This is a genomic window from Pseudomonas sp. JL3, from assembly GCF_031570575.1.
Taxonomy (GTDB): Bacteria; Pseudomonadota; Gammaproteobacteria; order Pseudomonadales; family Pseudomonadaceae; genus Aquipseudomonas; species Aquipseudomonas cucumis.
Genome location: NZ_JAKWJK010000003.1, coordinates 574,766 through 592,373, shown reverse-complemented (window position 1 = coordinate 592,373; position 17,608 = coordinate 574,766). Strand labels below are relative to the sequence as shown.

General features: G+C 59.1%; 14 protein-coding genes and 4 tRNA genes. 10 read left to right on the top strand and 8 right to left on the bottom strand.

The genetic code is table 11. The features are described 5' to 3' along the window. Positions 1-48: 48 nt before the first annotated feature. Together MMG91_RS09105 and MMG91_RS09100 are read right to left on the bottom strand one after the other, a co-directional pair. Complete coding sequence (locus tag MMG91_RS09105; protein ID WP_038979731.1) at positions 49-531, bottom strand: hypothetical protein; 483 nt, start codon at positions 529-531, stop codon at positions 49-51. A gap of 275 nt (positions 532-806) precedes the next feature. Beyond that, positions 807-1,031, bottom strand: a complete 225-nt coding sequence (locus tag MMG91_RS09100) for a hypothetical protein (protein WP_007898912.1) — start codon at positions 1,029-1,031, stop codon at positions 807-809. A 993-nt stretch (positions 1,032-2,024) separates the two neighbouring features. Between MMG91_RS09100 and MMG91_RS09095 the strand changes: the two genes are divergently transcribed. Both MMG91_RS09095 and rmuC read left to right on the top strand, forming a co-directional pair. Beyond that, a complete protein-coding gene (locus MMG91_RS09095; RefSeq protein ID WP_310659383.1) occupies positions 2,025-2,348 on the top strand; it encodes a sel1 repeat family protein in 324 nt (107 codons plus the stop codon). Between the two features lie 61 nt (positions 2,349-2,409). Continuing rightward, the gene (rmuC, locus tag MMG91_RS09090; RefSeq protein WP_310659382.1) at positions 2,410-3,888 is read left to right on the top strand and encodes a DNA recombination protein RmuC; all 1,479 of its coding nucleotides are present in this window, start codon (positions 2,410-2,412) and stop codon (positions 3,886-3,888) included. A gap of 117 nt (positions 3,889-4,005) precedes the next feature. Here rmuC and MMG91_RS09085 read toward each other — a convergent pair whose 3' ends face one another. Then, on the bottom strand, positions 4,006-7,476 hold the full coding sequence (locus MMG91_RS09085; protein WP_310659381.1) for a PAS domain-containing hybrid sensor histidine kinase/response regulator: 3,471 nt from the start codon (positions 7,474-7,476) through the stop codon (positions 4,006-4,008). 172 nt (positions 7,477-7,648) lie between these two features. Beyond that, entirely contained in the window at positions 7,649-8,188 is a 540-nt protein-coding gene (locus MMG91_RS09080) for a TetR/AcrR family transcriptional regulator (RefSeq protein WP_305448845.1), read from the bottom strand. Between the two features lie 91 nt (positions 8,189-8,279). Between MMG91_RS09080 and MMG91_RS09075 the strand changes: the two genes are divergently transcribed. The 4 genes from MMG91_RS09075 (at position 8,280) to MMG91_RS09060 (ending at position 13,071) form a co-directional block, all read left to right on the top strand. Then, on the top strand, positions 8,280-9,473 hold the full coding sequence (locus MMG91_RS09075) for an MFS transporter (protein WP_310659380.1): 1,194 nt from the start codon (positions 8,280-8,282) through the stop codon (positions 9,471-9,473). A gap of 42 nt (positions 9,474-9,515) precedes the next feature. Then, a complete protein-coding gene (locus MMG91_RS09070; protein WP_310659379.1) occupies positions 9,516-9,827 on the top strand; it encodes a cupin in 312 nt (103 codons plus the stop codon). Positions 9,828-9,932: 105 nt separating this feature from the next. Further along, positions 9,933-11,084 carry a TDT family transporter gene (locus MMG91_RS09065; RefSeq protein ID WP_310659378.1) on the top strand — a complete coding sequence of 384 codons (1,152 nt, stop codon included), beginning with the start codon at positions 9,933-9,935 and terminating at the stop codon, positions 11,082-11,084. A gap of 112 nt (positions 11,085-11,196) precedes the next feature. Further along, positions 11,197-13,071: an MFS transporter gene (locus MMG91_RS09060; protein WP_310659377.1), complete on the top strand. Its 1,875-nt coding sequence runs from the start codon at positions 11,197-11,199 to the stop codon at positions 13,069-13,071. A gap of 101 nt (positions 13,072-13,172) precedes the next feature. On the opposite strand, the gene sugE is transcribed toward MMG91_RS09060, so the two are convergent. The 3 genes from sugE to rdgC all read right to left on the bottom strand — a co-directional run bounded on the left by sugE (position 13,173) and on the right by rdgC (position 15,637). Continuing rightward, entirely contained in the window at positions 13,173-13,487 is a 315-nt protein-coding gene (gene sugE, locus MMG91_RS09055; RefSeq protein ID WP_310659376.1) for a quaternary ammonium compound efflux SMR transporter SugE, read from the bottom strand. 118 nt (positions 13,488-13,605) lie between these two features. Next, on the bottom strand, positions 13,606-14,571 hold the full coding sequence (locus MMG91_RS09050; protein ID WP_310659375.1) for a bile acid:sodium symporter family protein: 966 nt from the start codon (positions 14,569-14,571) through the stop codon (positions 13,606-13,608). Positions 14,572-14,716: 145 nt separating this feature from the next. Next, the gene (gene rdgC / locus MMG91_RS09045) at positions 14,717-15,637 is read right to left on the bottom strand and encodes a recombination-associated protein RdgC (protein WP_052967943.1); all 921 of its coding nucleotides are present in this window, start codon (positions 15,635-15,637) and stop codon (positions 14,717-14,719) included. Positions 15,638-15,797: 160 nt separating this feature from the next. Here rdgC and MMG91_RS09040 point away from each other — a divergent pair. The 4 genes from MMG91_RS09040 to MMG91_RS09025 all read left to right on the top strand — a co-directional run bounded on the left by MMG91_RS09040 (position 15,798) and on the right by MMG91_RS09025 (position 16,327). Then, positions 15,798-15,873: transfer RNA gene (locus tag MMG91_RS09040), tRNA-Val, on the top strand. Between the two features lie 18 nt (positions 15,874-15,891). Then, a tRNA-Asp gene (locus MMG91_RS09035) sits at positions 15,892-15,968 on the top strand. A gap of 187 nt (positions 15,969-16,155) precedes the next feature. Next, positions 16,156-16,231: transfer RNA gene (locus MMG91_RS09030), tRNA-Val, on the top strand. Positions 16,232-16,250: 19 nt separating this feature from the next. Then, a tRNA-Asp gene (locus MMG91_RS09025) sits at positions 16,251-16,327 on the top strand. Between the two features lie 144 nt (positions 16,328-16,471). Here the strand turns inward: MMG91_RS09025 and MMG91_RS09020 are convergent. Further along, positions 16,472-17,608 (bottom strand): catalase family protein, encoded by a 1,137-nt coding sequence (locus tag MMG91_RS09020; RefSeq protein ID WP_310659374.1) that lies wholly within the window; start codon positions 17,606-17,608, stop codon positions 16,472-16,474.

Below are 17,608 nucleotides of genomic sequence, written 5' to 3'. Positions count from 1 at the left end.
TCCGACCAAAATCGCGACATGTTGTGCGATCTTTCGGAAACGGGTGGGTCAGCAGGCGACCTGATTCAATGATGAAACACAGGTTTGCCAGGCGTAGGTGAAATCTCGCAGACGACCTTGGGGCTGGAAAGTCTGGCGCCAGATTCGGGCCATTCCCAGTAGATCATCGGAGGCGGGGAGGGGGGTGTTCTGTTCTTCCACCAGCAGCCAGGCGATGGCGGTGGCGTAACGTAGGTTGACGGTCAATTCCAGGTGCGGCCCACTGAGAAAAGCATGCTGGCTGGCGAGGCCGCGGACCAGACTTGCCCGATCCGGGTCCAGGGCCAGATAGTGATCCCATAAGGCCTGGTGGCGGGGTTCGGCGATTCGGTACAGGCCGTGTCCACGGCGGTCATGCAGGGCTGACCCAAGGGCTGACTGACTGGCGGCAATGCCCAGCAGCAGGGATTCGGCAGTTGCGCTATGGCGTCCGAGGTAGATCAACGTCGGACGGATCACATAACGACACAGTTCGCTGGCAGCGATTCCCATAAAGCCCTCGAAACCTGAAGTGGTCGGCGATACCTGAAGGGGGCCTTGGCAGCAATGGATCGATTCAGGCTCGCCGGAAGCGGATCAAGCCGCTTGAGTTGAAGTGTAGTGTCATTATTTTGCTGTAAAGGACTGTTTTTAAAATATTTCCGGCTTCGAGTTATAACCGTTATATCGGTTGGTGCTTAGCCGTAGGCCACGAAATGAGAAATATCGGGCAATAAAAAGCCCCGCTTTTCAGCAGGGCTTTTGAGGTTTTCAGCCTTTCTGGCGTCTCAGGCAACCAGTGCCTGGCGAGTACGCTCGATCACAGCCTGCAGCGGTTCTGCGCTGGAGTATTGATCAGGGTACAGGCGTTCGCTGTGACGAGCGATACCGTGTTCGTTGACCAGAGTGAAGCTGAAGCAGCCTTTGCGAGCGGCCATAATCAGGCAGTTCATTGGAGCAAAAGCGTTGGTTAGGGTGCGAATGGCATCCTGAGTGTGGATTTGAGTGGACATAATTGGTGTTCCTACAAGCGACACGGATAAGAACCGTGCAAAGTTAAAACGTTCCAGTGACGACGACCACCATTGGTCGAACGAAGAACCCGACTGGAACAAAGCAGCCAGTTTGAAGCGCTGATAAATTGGCGCGCTTGGGCTGGCAGGTAGGTACTTAGGAGGGCAGGCAACACATCAAGGGCAAAGGTTCTGGGCCCGGGGTGAAGATCCTGATCAATTTGCAGGCTGGTTCGGTCAGAGTAAGTGAGCTTGGCAACACCCTTTGCTTTCGATTCAAAGGCTGTGTTGGTGCAAGATTTACCTGGAAACCATCGAGGTGGTCGATCCCGTTTTGTCGGTGGAGGCTTCTCTTAGGGAAGGCTGACCGGGGGATTTGTTCGACCAGAATTGACTTTCAGCTTGGTACTAACGCCGCGGATACTAACGGATTGAATGGCCGAAGGGAAGTCTGTTCGCAAAAAAGATCGCTGGAGTGCCTGCCGTCCAGACCCGGCTGATCGATTGGAAGAGCCCTTCGGCAGACCCTGCGCCCCGTAATAGCCCAGAACCCGACCGTTGATCCGAGAGGACGATCGAGCCAGGATCAATCTGTAGCGCGGGTTGCCCTGGTTTTGTCCCCAGACCTTACCTGAAAACGCGCCGAAAAAGCGCATCGATATAACCGCCTTGCAGGTACTTGTGCACATAAGTTGCGGGAACTGTCATCCCACTGTCATCCTCGCCTCAATGGGAGTGGGTGCCTGTAATGAAAATTTAAGTCAATGAAAAACATCGCTTTTTTTTACTGGTGAAAAAATCGTCAGTTTGACTGCGAGCCCCACACCACACGGCTTTGCGCGAGTTCAAAGGCGGTTGTCCACTGAGTTATCCACAGCTTCTGTGGATTGTCCCAAGCGCTTGCTCTAGGACGGGCGTGCAGGCTTTTTTCGACTTTACCTGTACGAAAAAAAGAGTAGAGTGGCGCGCCTCCGATCTGCCCCACAGTGCTTTATGAAGTTTCGCTCAGTATCAGTCACTGCTACCTCAACAACCCTCAGTGTTACCCCACCCAAGCGCTTTTCGATGCGCGTGGCTGAGTGGTTACTCGACAGCCCGCGCCTGGGCGAAAACTCCAACGTCAAACATTTCGCCGGACGCTTGCTCAAGCAGCCTGCCCGTGAAGGCGTGGTGGCTGCGCAAAGCCGTCTCGGCCAGCTGATGTGCCGCGAATGCGGTAACGCCCGGGATCGCCGCATCGGTCAGGAGCTATTGCGTCAGGCCGCCCGTGCGGGCGACCGACGCGCGCAACAGGAACTCGGCCTGAGCGAAGACTGAGCTGTCCAAGACCTGACGCCTTGGTTAACCTTCACGCTTTATCGAATGGGCAGGAGTGGCTATGGCGATGGACTTGACCAGCGTATTGCTGGGTCTGGCGGGCGCTGGGCTGCCGTTACTGGTACTGGCCTGGCAACTTCAGCGTCGGGCGAGTGCGGGGCAGGCCGAGCTGGCGCTACTGGAAGAGCGCCTTGCCATTGCCCAGCTGACACAGAATGGCTTGAATGCTCAGCTTGACACCTGCCGTGATGAAATCGCTGACCTGAGCCAGGCCAACGCCTCCAAACAGGCCGACTTGGCCGCCGTGCGCCGTGAAGTCGAACTGCTCCAGATCGAACGCGACGACGCTCGCGACGCGGCCCACGCCTGGAACATCGAACGTGCCGGCAAAGAGGCTGAGCTGCGTCGTCTCGACGCTCAGGCTGCCTCCCTTAACGCCGAGCTGCGCGAGCAGCAGGAAAGCCATCAGCAGCGCCTCAACGACCTTCAAGGCTCGCGAGACGAACTGCGCGCGCAATTCGCCGAGCTGGCGGGCAAGATCTTCGACGAGCGTGAGCAGCGTTTTGCCGAAACCAGTCAGCAGCGCTTGGGGCAGTTGCTCGATCCGTTGAAGGAACGTATCCAGTCGTTCGAAAAGCGCGTTGAGGAAAGCTATCAGGCTGAAGCCCGCGAGCGTTTCTCCCTGGCCAAGGAACTGGAGCGGCTGCAACAACTGAACCTGCGCCTGAGCGACGAAGCCACCAACCTGACGCGAGCCTTGAAAGGACAGAAAACCCAAGGCAACTGGGGCGAACTGATTCTCGAGCGGGTGCTTGAGCATGCGGGCCTGGAGAAGGGGCGCGAGTACCAGACTCAGGTCAATCTCAAGGGGCCGGACGGTGAGCGTTTCCAGCCGGATGTGATTATTTATCTGCCCGGCGACAAGCAGGTCGTGGTCGATTCCAAGGTCAGCCTCACGGCTTATCAGCAGTATGTGGCGGCCGAGGACGATGCCATCGGCCAGATTGCCATCAAGCAGCATGTGCTGTCCCTGCGCAGTCACGTCAAAGGCTTGGCCGGCAAGGACTACAAGCGGCTCGACGGCTTGCACAGCCTGGATTTCGTTCTGCTTTTCGTCCCGATCGAAGCGGCGTTTTCTGCAGCGTTGCAAGCTGAGCCGACGCTGTTTCAGGAGGCATTCGACCGCAATATCGTGATCGTCAGTCCGACCACGTTGCTGGCCACTTTGCGGGTCATCGACAGCCTGTGGAAGCAGGAGCGCCAGAGCCAGAACGCCCGGGAAATCGCCGAGCGCGCCGGTTGGCTATACGACAAGTTCGTGTTGTTTATTCAGGATCTGGATGAAGTCGGCAATCGCCTGCAGCAACTGGATAAAGCCTACAGTTCTGCACGCAATAAGCTGACGGAAGGCCGCGGCAACCTGGTCAGTCGCAGCGAGCAGCTCAAGTTGCTTGGGGCGCGGGCCAGCAAGAGCTTGCCGGCGGACCTGCTGGAGCGGGCGATGACAGATGTCGATGGCTTGGCCGAACTGCCCGAATAAAGAGCAAAAGATCGCAGCCTTCGGCAGCTCCTACATTGACCGCGTGGAAACTCGATCCTGTAGGAGCTGCCGAAGGCTGCGATCTTTTCGAAGACAACACAGACCTCAATCATCACCCTACAACGGCAAATGCCGACTCAACAACGCCCGCAACGCCGCCGGTTTCACCGGTTTGGCCAGGTAATCCAGGCCCGCGGCATGCACCTGCGCCACTGTCTCCGGCCGACCATCGGCACTGATCACCACCCCCGGCACCGGCTCGCCCAGTTGCGTGCGTAACCAAGCCATCAACTCGGTCCCGGTCTCGCCATCGTCCAAGTGGTAATCAACCAGTGCCAATTGCGGACGCATCCCGTCGCCAAGCAGCGTCGCGCATTCCTCACGGTTGCGCGCGGTCCAGACCTGGCAACCCCAGCGGGTGAGCAAGCTGTTCATGCCGATCAGGATGCTGTCTTCGTTATCGATACACAGCACCTGCGCGCCGCTGAGCAAGTGGCCATTGAGTTCGGCCACCTTGGCCGGCGTCGCGGTTTGTGCCCGAGCCAGCGGCACGCTGACACTGAACACGCTGCCGCGACCCGGCCAGGAACGCACGCGCAAGGTGTGACCCAGCACGCGACACAGCCCATCGGCAATCGCCAGGCCCAGGCCCAGACCTTTCTCGGCCCGGGTCTGGTGGCTATCGAGGCGTTTGAACTCTTCGAAAATCACCTGCAGTTTGTCTTCCGCAATGCCCGGTCCACGGTCCCAAACCTCCAGACACAGCTCGCTATTGCGCCGCCGAACGCCGAGCAGCACCGGGCCTTTGGCGTAGCGGAAGGCATTGGTCAGGAAGTTCTGCAAAATCCGCCGAAGCAGTTTGATGTCACTGTCGACCCGCAGCGCGCTGCCCCTGACGCGAAATTTCAGCCCCTGTTCCTGCGCCAGTGCCTTGAATTCGGCGCCTAGCGTATGGAATAAATCATTGAGCTCGAAGGGCTTGCGATCAGGGTTGATCTTGCCGTTTTCCAGGCGGGAAATGTCCAGCAGGTCGCTGATCAGGTCCTCGGCCGAGCGCAGAGAACTGTCCAGGTGATGAACCAGTTTCCGGGCTTCACCGGATAAGTTTTCCTCCTGGTGGGAGAGGGCGGCAGAGAACAGTCGCGCAGCGTTCAGCGGTTGCATCAAGTCATGGCTGACGGCGGCCAGGAAACGGGTTTTGGATTGGTTGGCCGATTCGGCGATGCCTTTGGCTTCGGTCAGGGCAACGTTGAGTTGCGACAGCTCGTGGGTCCGTTCGGTGACCCGTTGCTCGAGGCCTTCGTTCGCTTCGGTCAGCGCCTGCTCGGCCTCGCGGAACGCGGTGATGTCGGTGAAGCTCATGACGAAACCGCCACCGGGCATCGGGTTACCGATCAGCTCGATCACTCGACCATTGGGGAACAACCGCTCGGAGGTATGGGCTCGGCCCTGACGCATCCAGTGCAAGCGCCGGGCGACGTGCACTTCAGCTTCGCCGGGGCCGCACAGACCGCGCTCGGCGTTGTAGCGAATAATGTCGGCAATCGGCCGGCCCACGCTGATCAAACCGTCGGGGTAATTGAAGAGTTCAAGATAACGCCGGTTCCAGGCCACCAGTTTCAACGACTGGTCGACCACGCTGATGCCTTGGGTGATGTTCTCGATGGCACCTTGCAGTAGGGCGCGGTTGAACTGCAGCACTTCTGAAGTTTCGTCGGCGATCCGCACGACATCCTCGAGTTGCATTTCCCGACCTTCGATGGCGGCTTTTACCACCGCCCGGGTCGAAGATGCGCCGAGTACGCCGGCCAGCAAGCGTTCGGTATGGGCGATCCATTCACCGTCCGCGTTCTGGTTCGGGTTGAAGCCTTTGCCCTGACGGTAGGCGAAACGGATGAAGCTCTGACGAGCCCGCTCTTCGCCGACAAAACGGGCGGCCAGTTGCAGCAAGTCGTTGATCTGTACCGCCAGCATCGAGCGGGCGCTCGGGCGGGCACTGATTTCCTGGCCGATGAAGCGGCCGGCCTGCCAGTGCTCCGAAACCCGCGTGCGTGACAGTAGCGAGACCCAGGCGAACAAGGTGAAGTTGCCCGCCAGGGACAGCACCACGCCTTGAGTCAGCGGCGTGATCGGCAGGTTCAACGGGTTGCCTTGCAGCCATGCCAGCCCCGGAAAACTGCTCAGGGACAAGCCGAGACTCTTGGCGGCGATCGGCAACACCAGGGTGTAGAACCAGAGGAACGTCCCAGCGGCCAGCCCCGCGAACACCCCACGACGGTTAGCCTGTTTCCAGTACAGCGCGCCGAGCATGGCCGGGGCCAGTTGGGTCACGGCGGCGAAGGCGATCTGGCCGATGGTTGCCAGACTTGCGGTGGAGCCCAGCAGTCGATAACTGACGTAGGCCAGCAGCAGAATGACCACGATGCTCACCCGGCGCACCGACAGCATCCATTGGCGGAACACTTCGAACGGCCGCTCGGCGTTGTTACGCCGCAGCAACCACGGCAGCAGCAGGTCGTTGGAAAGCATGGTCGACAACGCCACGCTGGCCACGATCACCATGCCGGTCGCCGCCGAAGCGCCACCGATAAACGCCAGCATCGCCAAGGCGGGGTGAGATTCGGCCAGCGGCAGGCTGATGACGAATGAGTCCGGCAGCACCGAACTGGGCAGCATCATCTGACCGGCCAGCGCGATTGGCACGACAAACAACGCCGCCAGTGCCAGATAGGCCGGGAACACCCACTTGGCCAATCGCAGATCCTGAGGATCGATGTTTTCCACCACCGTCACATGGAACTGGCGGGGCAGGCAGATGATCGCCATCATCGCCACGCCGGTTTGCACCACCATGGACGGCCAGTTGATGGTTTCTTTCCAGTACGCTTCGAGGCGCGGGGCGAGCATGGCCTGGTCGAACAGGTCGTCGAAACCGTCGTACAGGCCATAGGTCACGAACGCGCCGACCGCGAGAAAAGCGAACAGCTTGACCAGCGATTCAAAGGCAATCGCCATTACCATGCCGCGGTGGTGTTCCGTGGCATCGAGGTTGCGGGTACCGAAAACGATGGTGAACAGCGCCAGCACCAGCGACACGATCAGCGCCGTGTCCTGCGCGCGCGTGCCCATGGCATCGGCTCCGGCGCCGATCAGCAGGTTCACGCCGAGCACAATGCCTTTGAGTTGCAAGGCGATATAGGGCAATACACCGACCAGACAGATCAGCGCCACCACCACCGCCAGCGATTGGGATTTACCGTAGCGGGCGGCGATGAAGTCGGCGATGGAGGTGATGTTTTCCTGCTTGCTGATCATCACCATTTTTTGCAGAACCCACGGCGCGCACACCAGCAGCAGGATCGGCCCGAGGTAGATCGGCAGGAATGACCAGAGTTGTTCGGCCGCCTGGCCCACGGCGCCAAAGAATGTCCAACTGGTGCAATAAACGGCCAGCGACAAGCTGTACACCCAGGCACGCACCCGTGGCGGCAACGGCGCGCTGCGCCGGTCACCGTAAAAGGCGATAGCGAACAGGATGGCCATATAGGCCAGGGCGACGGTGGCGATCAGCCCGATGGACAGCGACATGGGAACTCCAGGCAAAAGACATCCGGGGCTCCGCCCGGTCAGGACAGTCTCGCATGACCGCATGAGTTAGTCAGTGTCGACCAAGGTCGTGGCGTGGCTGGGTGTCGCAGGTTGGGAGACTGCCAGATCTTTGGTGTCTGTGCGGCCTGTGGGAGCCTGCTCGCGATGGCGGTTACTGACTCAACGCAATATCGATCAACCGATGCAGCTCTTCAACCTCCAGCGCCTGCGCCGCAAACAGGATGCGAAACACCGTCGGCGCCACCACCATATTGATCAGTTGATCGACATTTGGCTTCGGCTGATCAGGATAGCGATCCAGAATCGTCTGCAACTGCCCGCCAATGATCGTCACGCAATAGCCCGGCGTAGCGCTGGATTGCACGTCGCGCATCATGTTGCGTCCGGGCTCGGAACTCATTTCGTCCAGATACTGCTCCGCCCACGCCCGCACGTCACCGCGCAGGCTGCCGGTATTGGCCGGTTCACTGTCGGGGCGCATGCGGGCGAGGGCGACGTCGGCCAGCAGCACCGACAGATCACCCCAGCGCCGGTAAATGGTCGACGGCGTCACACCGGCCCGGGCAGCGATTTGCGGCACGGTCACGCTCGCGCGATCCTGCTCTTCGAGGAGCGCGCGGACTGCCGAATGAATCGACTCTTGCACCCTGGCGCTGCGGCCACCAGGACGTAAACCTTCTTTAATAGCCATACGGCGGACCTTAACACAAAGAATTTGCTTTAAGCGTTTACCAGTAGCACACTCCGCAAAAGCAAAAAGTTAGCTTTTGCGGAGTGTGCTTATGTCCCGTTTAACATCAAACCGTTCCAGCCTGTGGTTTCTGGCGATCACCTTACTCAGTTTTCTCGCCGCTTCCACCGCGCCAACGCCGTTGTATCACTTGTATCAAGAACACCTGCAGTTCTCGGCAGCGACCTTGACCCTGATTTTCGGCGTTTACGCCCTCAGCTTGCTGGCGGCGTTGCTCACGGTCGGTTCGCTTTCGGATTATCTGGGGCGCAAACCGGTGATTTTTACTGCCGTATTGCTGAACATGCTGGCGATGTTGCTGTTTATCAACGCCGACAGCGTCGCTTGGCTGATCAGTGCGCGGGTCCTGCAGGGTTTTGCCACGGGCATGGCCACCGCCGTCTTGAGTGCGGCGCTGCTGGACACCGACCGTCAGCAGGGGCCAATGGTCAACAGTGTGGCGCCGTTGCTGGGCATGGCGCTGGGTGCCATGGGCTGCGGCGTGTTGGCCGAGTTTGCTCCGCTGCCGCTGCAATTGACGTATTGGGTGCTGTTCGCGCTGTTTGTGATGCAAGCACTGTACGTCTGGCGCCTGCCGGAAAGCGTCACACGGCAATCGGGTGTCTGGGCCTCGCTGCGCCCGACGCTGCATGTGCCGATTCAAGCGCGGCGTATGTTGTGGCGGGTGCTGCCGATAGATCTAGCAGTGTGGGCGCTCGGCGGTTTTTTCGCCTCTTTGGCGCCGTCTCTGGTGCGGACCGCCACCGGGTCCACCTCGAATCTGATTGGCGGGGCGACGGTGGCCGTACTGACGGTGACCGGCGCCTTGACGATCTACACCTTGCGCAATCGGTCGGCCGACAAAGTCTTGCTGTTGGGCGCTAGCCTGCTGCCGGCAGGCGTAGCGCTGATTCTGCTGGCGGTGCACAGCGCCAGCCTGCCGTTGTTTTTCTTCGGCACCCTGGTGGCGGGCGGCGGGTTTGGCGCGGGCTTCCTGGGTGCCCTGCGAAGCATTGTGCCGCTGGCCTTGCCTCATGAGCGTGCGGGTTTGATGTCCGCGTTTTATGTGCTCAGTTACCTGGCGTTCTGTTTGCCGTCGTTGCTGGCCGGCAGTCTGACGCGGACCTTTGGGCTCGTGGCCACCACCGATGGTTATGGGGCGGTGCTGATCATCTTGTCGCTCGGTGCGCTGGTCGGGTTGATGCGTGAGCGGTCTGTCGAAGTCTGTGGCGTCGATGTTCGATGACCGTTAGCCTTGGCACCGCCATTCATTTCGACGGACCGACCCATGAAGATCATCCGCAGCAAATCCTTCACCGCTGACCGCGCCTGGGCGGCGCTGGACATCGCTAACATGAACGGCATCACCACCCGTTTGCACTGGACCGATCAGCCTTACAAATGGCACATCAACGATGGCCAGGAAGTGTTCGTGGTGCTCGATGGCCAAGTGCAGATGCGTTATCGCGAAGAAGGCCTCGAGCAGGAAACCCTACTAGAGGTTGGGGATATTTTTTATGCGTCGGTGGGCACCGAGCATGTGGCTCATCCACTGGGCGTGGCACGGATATTGGTGATAGAGACTGAAGGTAGCGTCTGATTCAATATCTGTAAAACAGATAACTGTTAGAGATATTACCCGTTATATCGATATTCGATTCGGATCTACCATGAGCTCCACCTCACGAGAGGACAGGAGTTCACCATGACCTGCACCCATAGCATTAAACCCGGTATCAAACCGCTCAGTCATTTGCAGCACCCACGAGAGGCCATCCGCCAATTCACCCCCAACTGGTTCGCGGCGACCATGGGCACGGGGGTATTGGCGCTCGCGCTTGCGCAATTGCCGGTGTCCAATCCCGGTCTGCATGCCTTTGCCGAAGGCCTGTGGCTGTTCAATATTGTTCTGTTTGTTGTGTTCACGGCCATGTATGCCGCCCGTTGGGTCATGTTCTTCGACGAGGCGCGGCGGATTTTTGGGCACTCCACGGTTTCGATGTTTTTCGGCACCATTCCCATGGGCCTTGCGACCATCATCAATGGCTTTCTGCTGTTCGGTTTGCCGCGCTGGGGCGACGGTGTGATTCATCTCGCCGAAATGCTGTGGTGGCTGGACGTGGCCATGTCACTGGCCTGCGGCGTGTTGATTCCCTACATGATGTTCACCCGCCAGGAGCACAGCATCGACCAGATGACCGCCGTCTGGCTGTTGCCAGTGGTGGCGGCGGAAGTGGCGGCTGTCTGCGGCGGCTTGCTGGCGCCACACCTGGCCGATGCTCATTCACAACTGGTGGTGTTGGTGACCAGCTACGTGCTCTGGGCGTTTTCCCTACCGGTGGCGTTCAGCATTCTGACTATCCTGTTGTTGCGCATGGCGTTGCATAAATTGCCCCATGAGAATATGGCTGCTTCGAGCTGGCTGGCCCTTGGGCCGATTGGCACCGGTGCGCTGGGGATGTTGCTGTTGGGAGCCGACGCGCCAGCGATCTTTGCCGCCAATGGTCTGCCGGGTATCGGCGAGATTGCCGCAGGGCTTGGCTTGGTGGCCGGCATCACGCTGTGGGGCTTCGGGCTCTGGTGGATGCTAGTGGCGTTGTTGATCACCGTGCGTTATTTGCGCGCCGGTATCCCGTTCAACCTCGGCTGGTGGGGCTTCACTTTCCCGCTGGGTGTCTATTCCCTGGCTACGCTGAAACTCGCCGGCACCTTGAACCTGATGTTTTTCAGTGCCTTTGGTTGCGTGTTGGTCGCGTTGCTGGCGTTGTTGTGGCTGATTGTCGCCAACCGTACGGTGCAAGGCGCGTGGCGGGGCGAGTTGTTCGTTTCGCCGTGCATTGCAGGATTAAAGAAATAACCGGCGAAGATTAGGTAATCTGTGGCCTGGATCGACGTTCGACATTCCAAAAACAGTATCCACGCCACTCTCTACCTAACATCAGCTACCCAACATCAGGGACACATGGAAGATGAGTCACCCCTCACAGTTCACCTTGCTCCGCACTCGGCGCTTTCTGCCGTTTTTTGTCACGCAGTCCCTCGGGGCCTTCAACGACAACATCTTCAAGCAGTCCCTGATCCTCGCCATTTTGTACCGGCTGACTATCGAGGGTGACCGTTCGATCTGGGTCAACTTGTGTGCGTTGCTGTTTATCCTGCCGTTCTTCCTGTTCTCGGCCCTGGCCGGGCAATTCGGGGAAAAGTTCGCCAAGGACGCGCTGATCCGTCTGATCAAGCTCGGGGAAATCGTCATCATGGCGGTGGGCGCGGTCGGTTTCATGTTCGATCACCTGTCACTGATGCTGGTGGCGCTGTTTGCCATGGGCACCCACTCGGCGCTGTTCGGGCCGGTGAAGTACTCGATCCTGCCGCAGGCTTTGCGCGAAGAGGAGCTGGTGGGCGGCAACGGTCTGGTGGAAATGGGCACCTTCCTGGCGATTCTCGCCGGGACGATTGGTGCCGGGATCATGATGTCCACCAGCAACTACGCGCCGGTCGTGTCCACGGCAATCATCGGGATCGCGGTGCTCGGTTACCTGGCCAGCCTCAACATTCCTCGGGCCGCGGCGGCATCGCCGGAAATGCGTTTGAACTGGAACATTTTCAGCCAGTCCTGGGCCACCTTGAAGCTGGGCCTTGGGCAAACCCCTGCGGTATCGCGTTCGATCGTCGGCAACTCATGGTTCTGGTTTGTCGGGGCGATTTATCTGACGCAGATTCCGGCGTATGCCAAGGAATGGATGCACGGCGACGAGACTGTGGTAACGCTGATTCTTACGGTGTTCTCAGTCGGTATCGCACTGGGGTCGATGCTCTGCGAGAAGCTCTCCGGGCGCAAAGTCGAGATCGGTCTGGTGCCGTTTGGCTCATTCGGTCTGACGGTGTTTGGCCTGCTACTGTGGTGGCACTCAGGCGGAATTCCGGACAGCGTTGCCGGCCATGGCTGGATCGAAGTCCTTGGGTTCGGTCACGCCTGGCTGGTGTTGATCGACATCCTCGGGCTTGGTGTCTTCGGCGGTTTCTACATCGTGCCGCTGTATGCGCTGATCCAGTCGCGCACCGTCGAGAATGAGCGTGCGCGGGTGATCGCTGCGAACAACATTCTTAACGCCCTGTTCATGGTGGTGTCGGCGATTGTGTCGATCGTTTTGCTGAGCATCGCCAAGCTGTCGATCCCGCAGCTGTTTCTGGTGGTGTCGCTGCTGAACATCGGTGTTAACGCTTATATCTTCAAAATCGTCCCTGAGTTCAGCATGCGCTTCATGATCTGGCTGCTCGGCCATTCCATGTACCGTGTCGAGCATCGCAACCTGGAACTGATTCCCGATGAAGGCGCGGCATTGCTGGTTTGCAACCATGTGTCGTTCGTCGATGCCTTGCTGATTGGCGGCGCAGTGCGTCGGCCGATTCGCTTTGTGATGTATTACAAGATCTACAACCTGCCGGTCCTGAACTTCATCTTCCGCACGGCCGGGACGATTCCGATCGCAGGGCGTCAGGAAGACATTCAGATTTACGAAAAAGCCTTCACCCGCATCGCCCAATACCTGAAGGACGGCGAGTTGGTGTGCATTTTCCCTGAGGGCAAGTTGACCACCGATGGCGAGATCAATGAATTCAAGGGCGGGCTGACGCGGATTCTTGAAGAAACGCCGGTGCCGGTGATTCCGCTGGCGTTGCAGGGGTTGTGGGGGAGTTTCTTCAGCCGTGATCCGGACAAGGGCGTGTTTCGCAGGCTGTGGTCGCGGGTGACCCTGGTGGCGGGGCCGGCGGTGGCCGTTGAAGTGGCTGAGCCGGCGACATTGCAGGCGTTGGTGGGGGATTTGCGTGGGACCGTCAGGTAGTCGGTGACTTTGCGGGCCTCTTCGCGAGCAAGCCCGCTCTCACCCCCAGTCTAATTCCTGCGCAAGACACAAGCGGGCTTGCTCGCGAAAGCGGTAGAGGCCTAAGCGCTAACCTTGAGCCCAACCAACCCGGCAATGATCAACGCCACACTGGCCAGCCGAAACAGCGCCATGGATTCGCCAAACAAAATGATCCCGGCGATCACGGTGCCCACCGCACCCACGCCAGTCCAGACCGCATAGGCTGTGCCCAGCGGCAATTCCTTCATGGCAAGGCCCAGCAGGCCAAGGCTGATCGCCATGGCGGCAATGGTCAGTGCAGTAGGAAGAGGGCGTCTGAAACCGTCGGTGTATTTCAGGCCTACGGCCCAGCCGACTTCGAACAGGCCGGCGAAAAACAGAATGATCCAGGACATCACAGACCTCATCGATGGATGGGGTCGTCCCCGGACTAATGACTCGAACGAGCCGCGAGGTCGTCCCCGCGTTGGGTAATAGAGTGCCCATCATTAATCCGAGGATCAAGTTTCCGGCTTAGTCCGCCGCCTGCTGAGCAGCGGTTTGCCGATCTTCTTTCTCGCTCATGCGACGGAAATACGTCGAGAGCAGCGCTCCGGAAATGTTGTGCCAGACGCTGAACAACGCGCTTGGCACCGCCGCCAGGGGCGAGAAGTGCGCACTGGCCAGGGCCGCACCCAGACCGGAGTTCTGCATGCCGACTTCCAGTGCCAGGGATTTGCGCTGGGCCAGCGGCAGGTTGAACAGGCGCCCGGTGAAGTAACCCAGCAAGTAGCCGAAGCTGTTGTGCAACATCACCACGGCCATGATCAGCAGGCCGGACTCGGCAATCTTCGCCTGGCTGGCGGCCACCACGGCAGTGACGATGATCACGATGCTCACCACCGACACCAGTGGCAACACGTCTACCGCGTGACGCACCCGATCACCGAGTACGCGCTGGGCAACCACGCCGAGCACGATTGGCAGCAGCACGACTTGCAGGATCGACCAGAACAGCTCCATGAACGACACCGGCAACCAGGCCGAGGCCAGTAGCCAGATCAGGGCTGGTGTCAGCAGTGGAGCGAGGAGGGTGGTGACGGCGGCGATGGCCACCGACAACGCCAGATCGCCACGCGCCAGCCAGGTCATCACATTTGACGAAGTGCCGCTCGGGCAGCAGCCGACCAGAATCACACCGACGGCGATTTCCGGCGGCAGGTGGAAAACCTGGCAGAGCAACCACGCCACACCGGGCATGATCACGAAATGGGCGACCACGCCCAGTGCCACGCGCCACGGATGGCGAGCGACTTCGGCGAAGTCTTCGAGCTTGAGGGTCAGGCCCATGCCGAACATCACCAGTCCCAGCAGCGGCACGATGGCGCCTTTCAAGCCGATGAACCAGGTCGGTTGCAGAAACGCCACGACGGCGAAAATCAGTACCCAGTAAGCGAAGGTGTTGCCGACAAAACGACTCAATGCAGCCAGTGCGCGCATGGCCTGATCCTTGTTATCAAGTAGCACCACAAAACTAATGTGGGAGCGAGCCAGCTCGCGATGAGGGGCTGACATTCAACAATGATGTTGACTGAAACTCCGCTATCGCGAGCAGGCTCGCTCCCACAGGGGCAATCATTTGCCTTTAGATACCTTGCGGTGTCTCTTCACCACCCAGCGCTTCAACCATCGACGGCAGGAAGTCGCCGAAGGTCAGCATCATCAGGGTGAAGCTGGCGTCCAGTTGGCCCAGGGCTTCGTCGCCACCGTCCTGTTCCGCCTGATCTTGCAGCAGGTCTTCGAACTTCAGGCGCTTGACCACCATTTTGTCGTCGAGCACGAACGACAGTTTGTCCTGCCAGGCCAGCGACAGTTGAGTGACCACTTTGCCGGTGCTCAGGTGCAGCTGGATTTCTTCGCTGGTCAGGTCCTGACGCTTGCAGCGCACGATGCCGCCGTCTTCGTGGGTATCGCGCAGTTCGCACTCGTCCAGCACGAAGAAATCATTCGCGGCTTTCTGCGTGGTGACCCACTCGGTCATGGTGGCGGTCGGCGACATCTTCACCGTCAGCGGACGTACTGGCAGCGAGCCGATCACTTCGCGCAGAGTGGACAGCAGGTCTTCGGCACGTTTCGGGCTGGCCGAGTTAACCAGGATCAGGCCCTGTTTCGGCGCGATGGCGGCGAAGGTTGACGAGCGGCGGATAAAGGCGCGGGGCAGGAAGGCCTGGATGATTTCATCCTTGATCTGATCGCGTTCCTTTTTGTAGACCTTGCGCATTTGCTCGGCTTCGATCTCTTCGACCTTTTCCTTCACAGCGTCACGCACGACACTGCCCGGCAGAATGCGTTCTTCCTTACGGGCGGCGATCAGCAGGAAGTCGCCGCTGATGTGCACCAGCGGCGCGTCTTCGCCCTTGCCGAATGGCGCAACGAAACCGTAGGTGGTCAACTCCTGGCTTGCACATGGACGCGCCAGTTTGGTGGCCAGTGCAGTTTCCAACGCCTCGGCATCAAAAGGCAGATCTTGGGTCAGGCGATAGATAAGCAGGTTTTTGAACCACATGAGGTGAGTCTCTCCTTCATACAAAGGGGGGCATTATTGTCCTCCGTGTGCCATAGGCCAACCCTTCTCTAAGCCTTTGGAAGGCCTGAGAAAATTAATTAAAAAAGTGCTTGCCAGAGGTTGGGGCGCTCCGTAGAATGCGCGCCACACCGAAAGTGAAGGGTGATTAGCTCAGCTGGGAGAGCGTCTGCCTTACAAGCAGAATGTCGGCGGTTCGATCCCGTCATCACCCACCATTCGCTTTAGTGTTACGCGCAGCGGTAGTTCAGTCGGTTAGAATACCGGCCTGTCACGCCGGGGGTCGCGGGTTCGAGTCCCGTCCGCTGCGCCATATTCGGTAACCTGGAACGCTGAACGCCAGGTCACCACGGAAAAGCCCGCTAACGCGGGTTTTTTTCTGTCTGAAGTTCCTGCAGGGTGTGTCGTTTTAACGGTTTTCAAATTTTTTTGATTTTTTATCAATTAAATCAACACTTTATGAAAATCTGTGGCACAATGCGCCCCGCAACGAAGGTAAAGGGTGATTAGCTCAGCTGGGAGAGCGTCTGCCTTACAAGCAGAATGTCGGCGGTTCGATCCCGTCATCACCCACCACTTACTTTCAACGCTACGCGCAGCGGTAGTTCAGTCGGTTAGAATACCGGCCTGTCACGCCGGGGGTCGCGGGTTCGAGTCCCGTCCGCTGCGCCATATTCGGTATCTGGAATGCTGAACGCCAGATCACCACAGAAAGCCCGCTTAATGCGGGCTTTTTGCTGTCTGGGATTTGGCTTTGTGCTGGCCTTCCACTGAAAAAGCGACCTGCTCGGGTCGCTTTTTTCGTTTCTACCTTGCTTATTGTTCGGCGTTGCGACTGTGCCGGTAGTCGCTGACGGCCTCGTATACCGCTTTGCGCAACCGGTTGATCCCGCCAATCGGCCTATGGGCTTCAAGGCCGAACCATGGGTTGAACGATTGGTTGTCGCATTGCAGGTTCAGCGCTGGGGTGTCGAAATCCTGGGCAGGCAGTTTGATCCTGGCTACGGTTTCGAAGGGTGCGTCGCTTTCGCTCCACTCGATACTGGTGTCTTCGATCGGCATGTACTTGCCCGCATCCTGACGCTGGATCTGCAAGACGAAACACGCCGGCACCCGGTCAGTCGATAACTGCTGGTTCAACGCGCTACGCAGGAAGTTCGGCAGGTTCTGATTTTGCGTGGGCAGGGCGTAGACCGGGCAGCTATCAGGATCCGGCATCACCCGGAATTTGGCGTTGGCCTCACCGAACTTGTACGGCGAAACCGAAAAGTAAGTGGTCTGCGTCGGGCTTGCCGGGGCAGGGGAGAGCGTCGCCAGCGCAATAAACAGATGGCGAACCTGCCAGGTGCGCGGGTCCCAGCCCGGGAAGAACGCCATCGCCTTTTTGCCATTAGCCTGAGCGGCCACATTCTGACGATACTCCGCGACATCGCTGACAAAGAAGTTCGGATGGTTGAACATCACGAAATCCTGTTCGTTGCGCCCTTGTCGGTCACTCAGCAACTGTTTACCAGGCACATTGAACAGTTTGATCGCCATGCCCCGAGCATCGCGGATGCTGTCGAACTGCGGATACGCATTGCCATTGGACAGCCGTATCGTCGCTTGCCAGGTTTTGCCGGGCTCGCTGAAAACGCCTTGGCGTAACGCCGTCGCCAGATCCGGCAGCACCTGAACCTCGGCCTTTACGCAGCCATGGGCCTTGGCATGGGCATCGCGCAGGTAGCGAGTACTTTCACGGTGTTGATCGACGATACGCACGGCCGTCTGGATGATGTCCTGGGTCATTGCCGCTTCGCCGTCCGGAATCAGTTCTTCAGCCGATACCGGGCCGCGATGCTGCCAGGCGGACCAGGCCATGATCAGCGCCCAACCGAGCAGGCCCAGACCCAGCAACCACAGCAGGGTTTTGCCGAGGAAGGCGCCCAGGCGCAACCAGAGAGTGATCAGCAT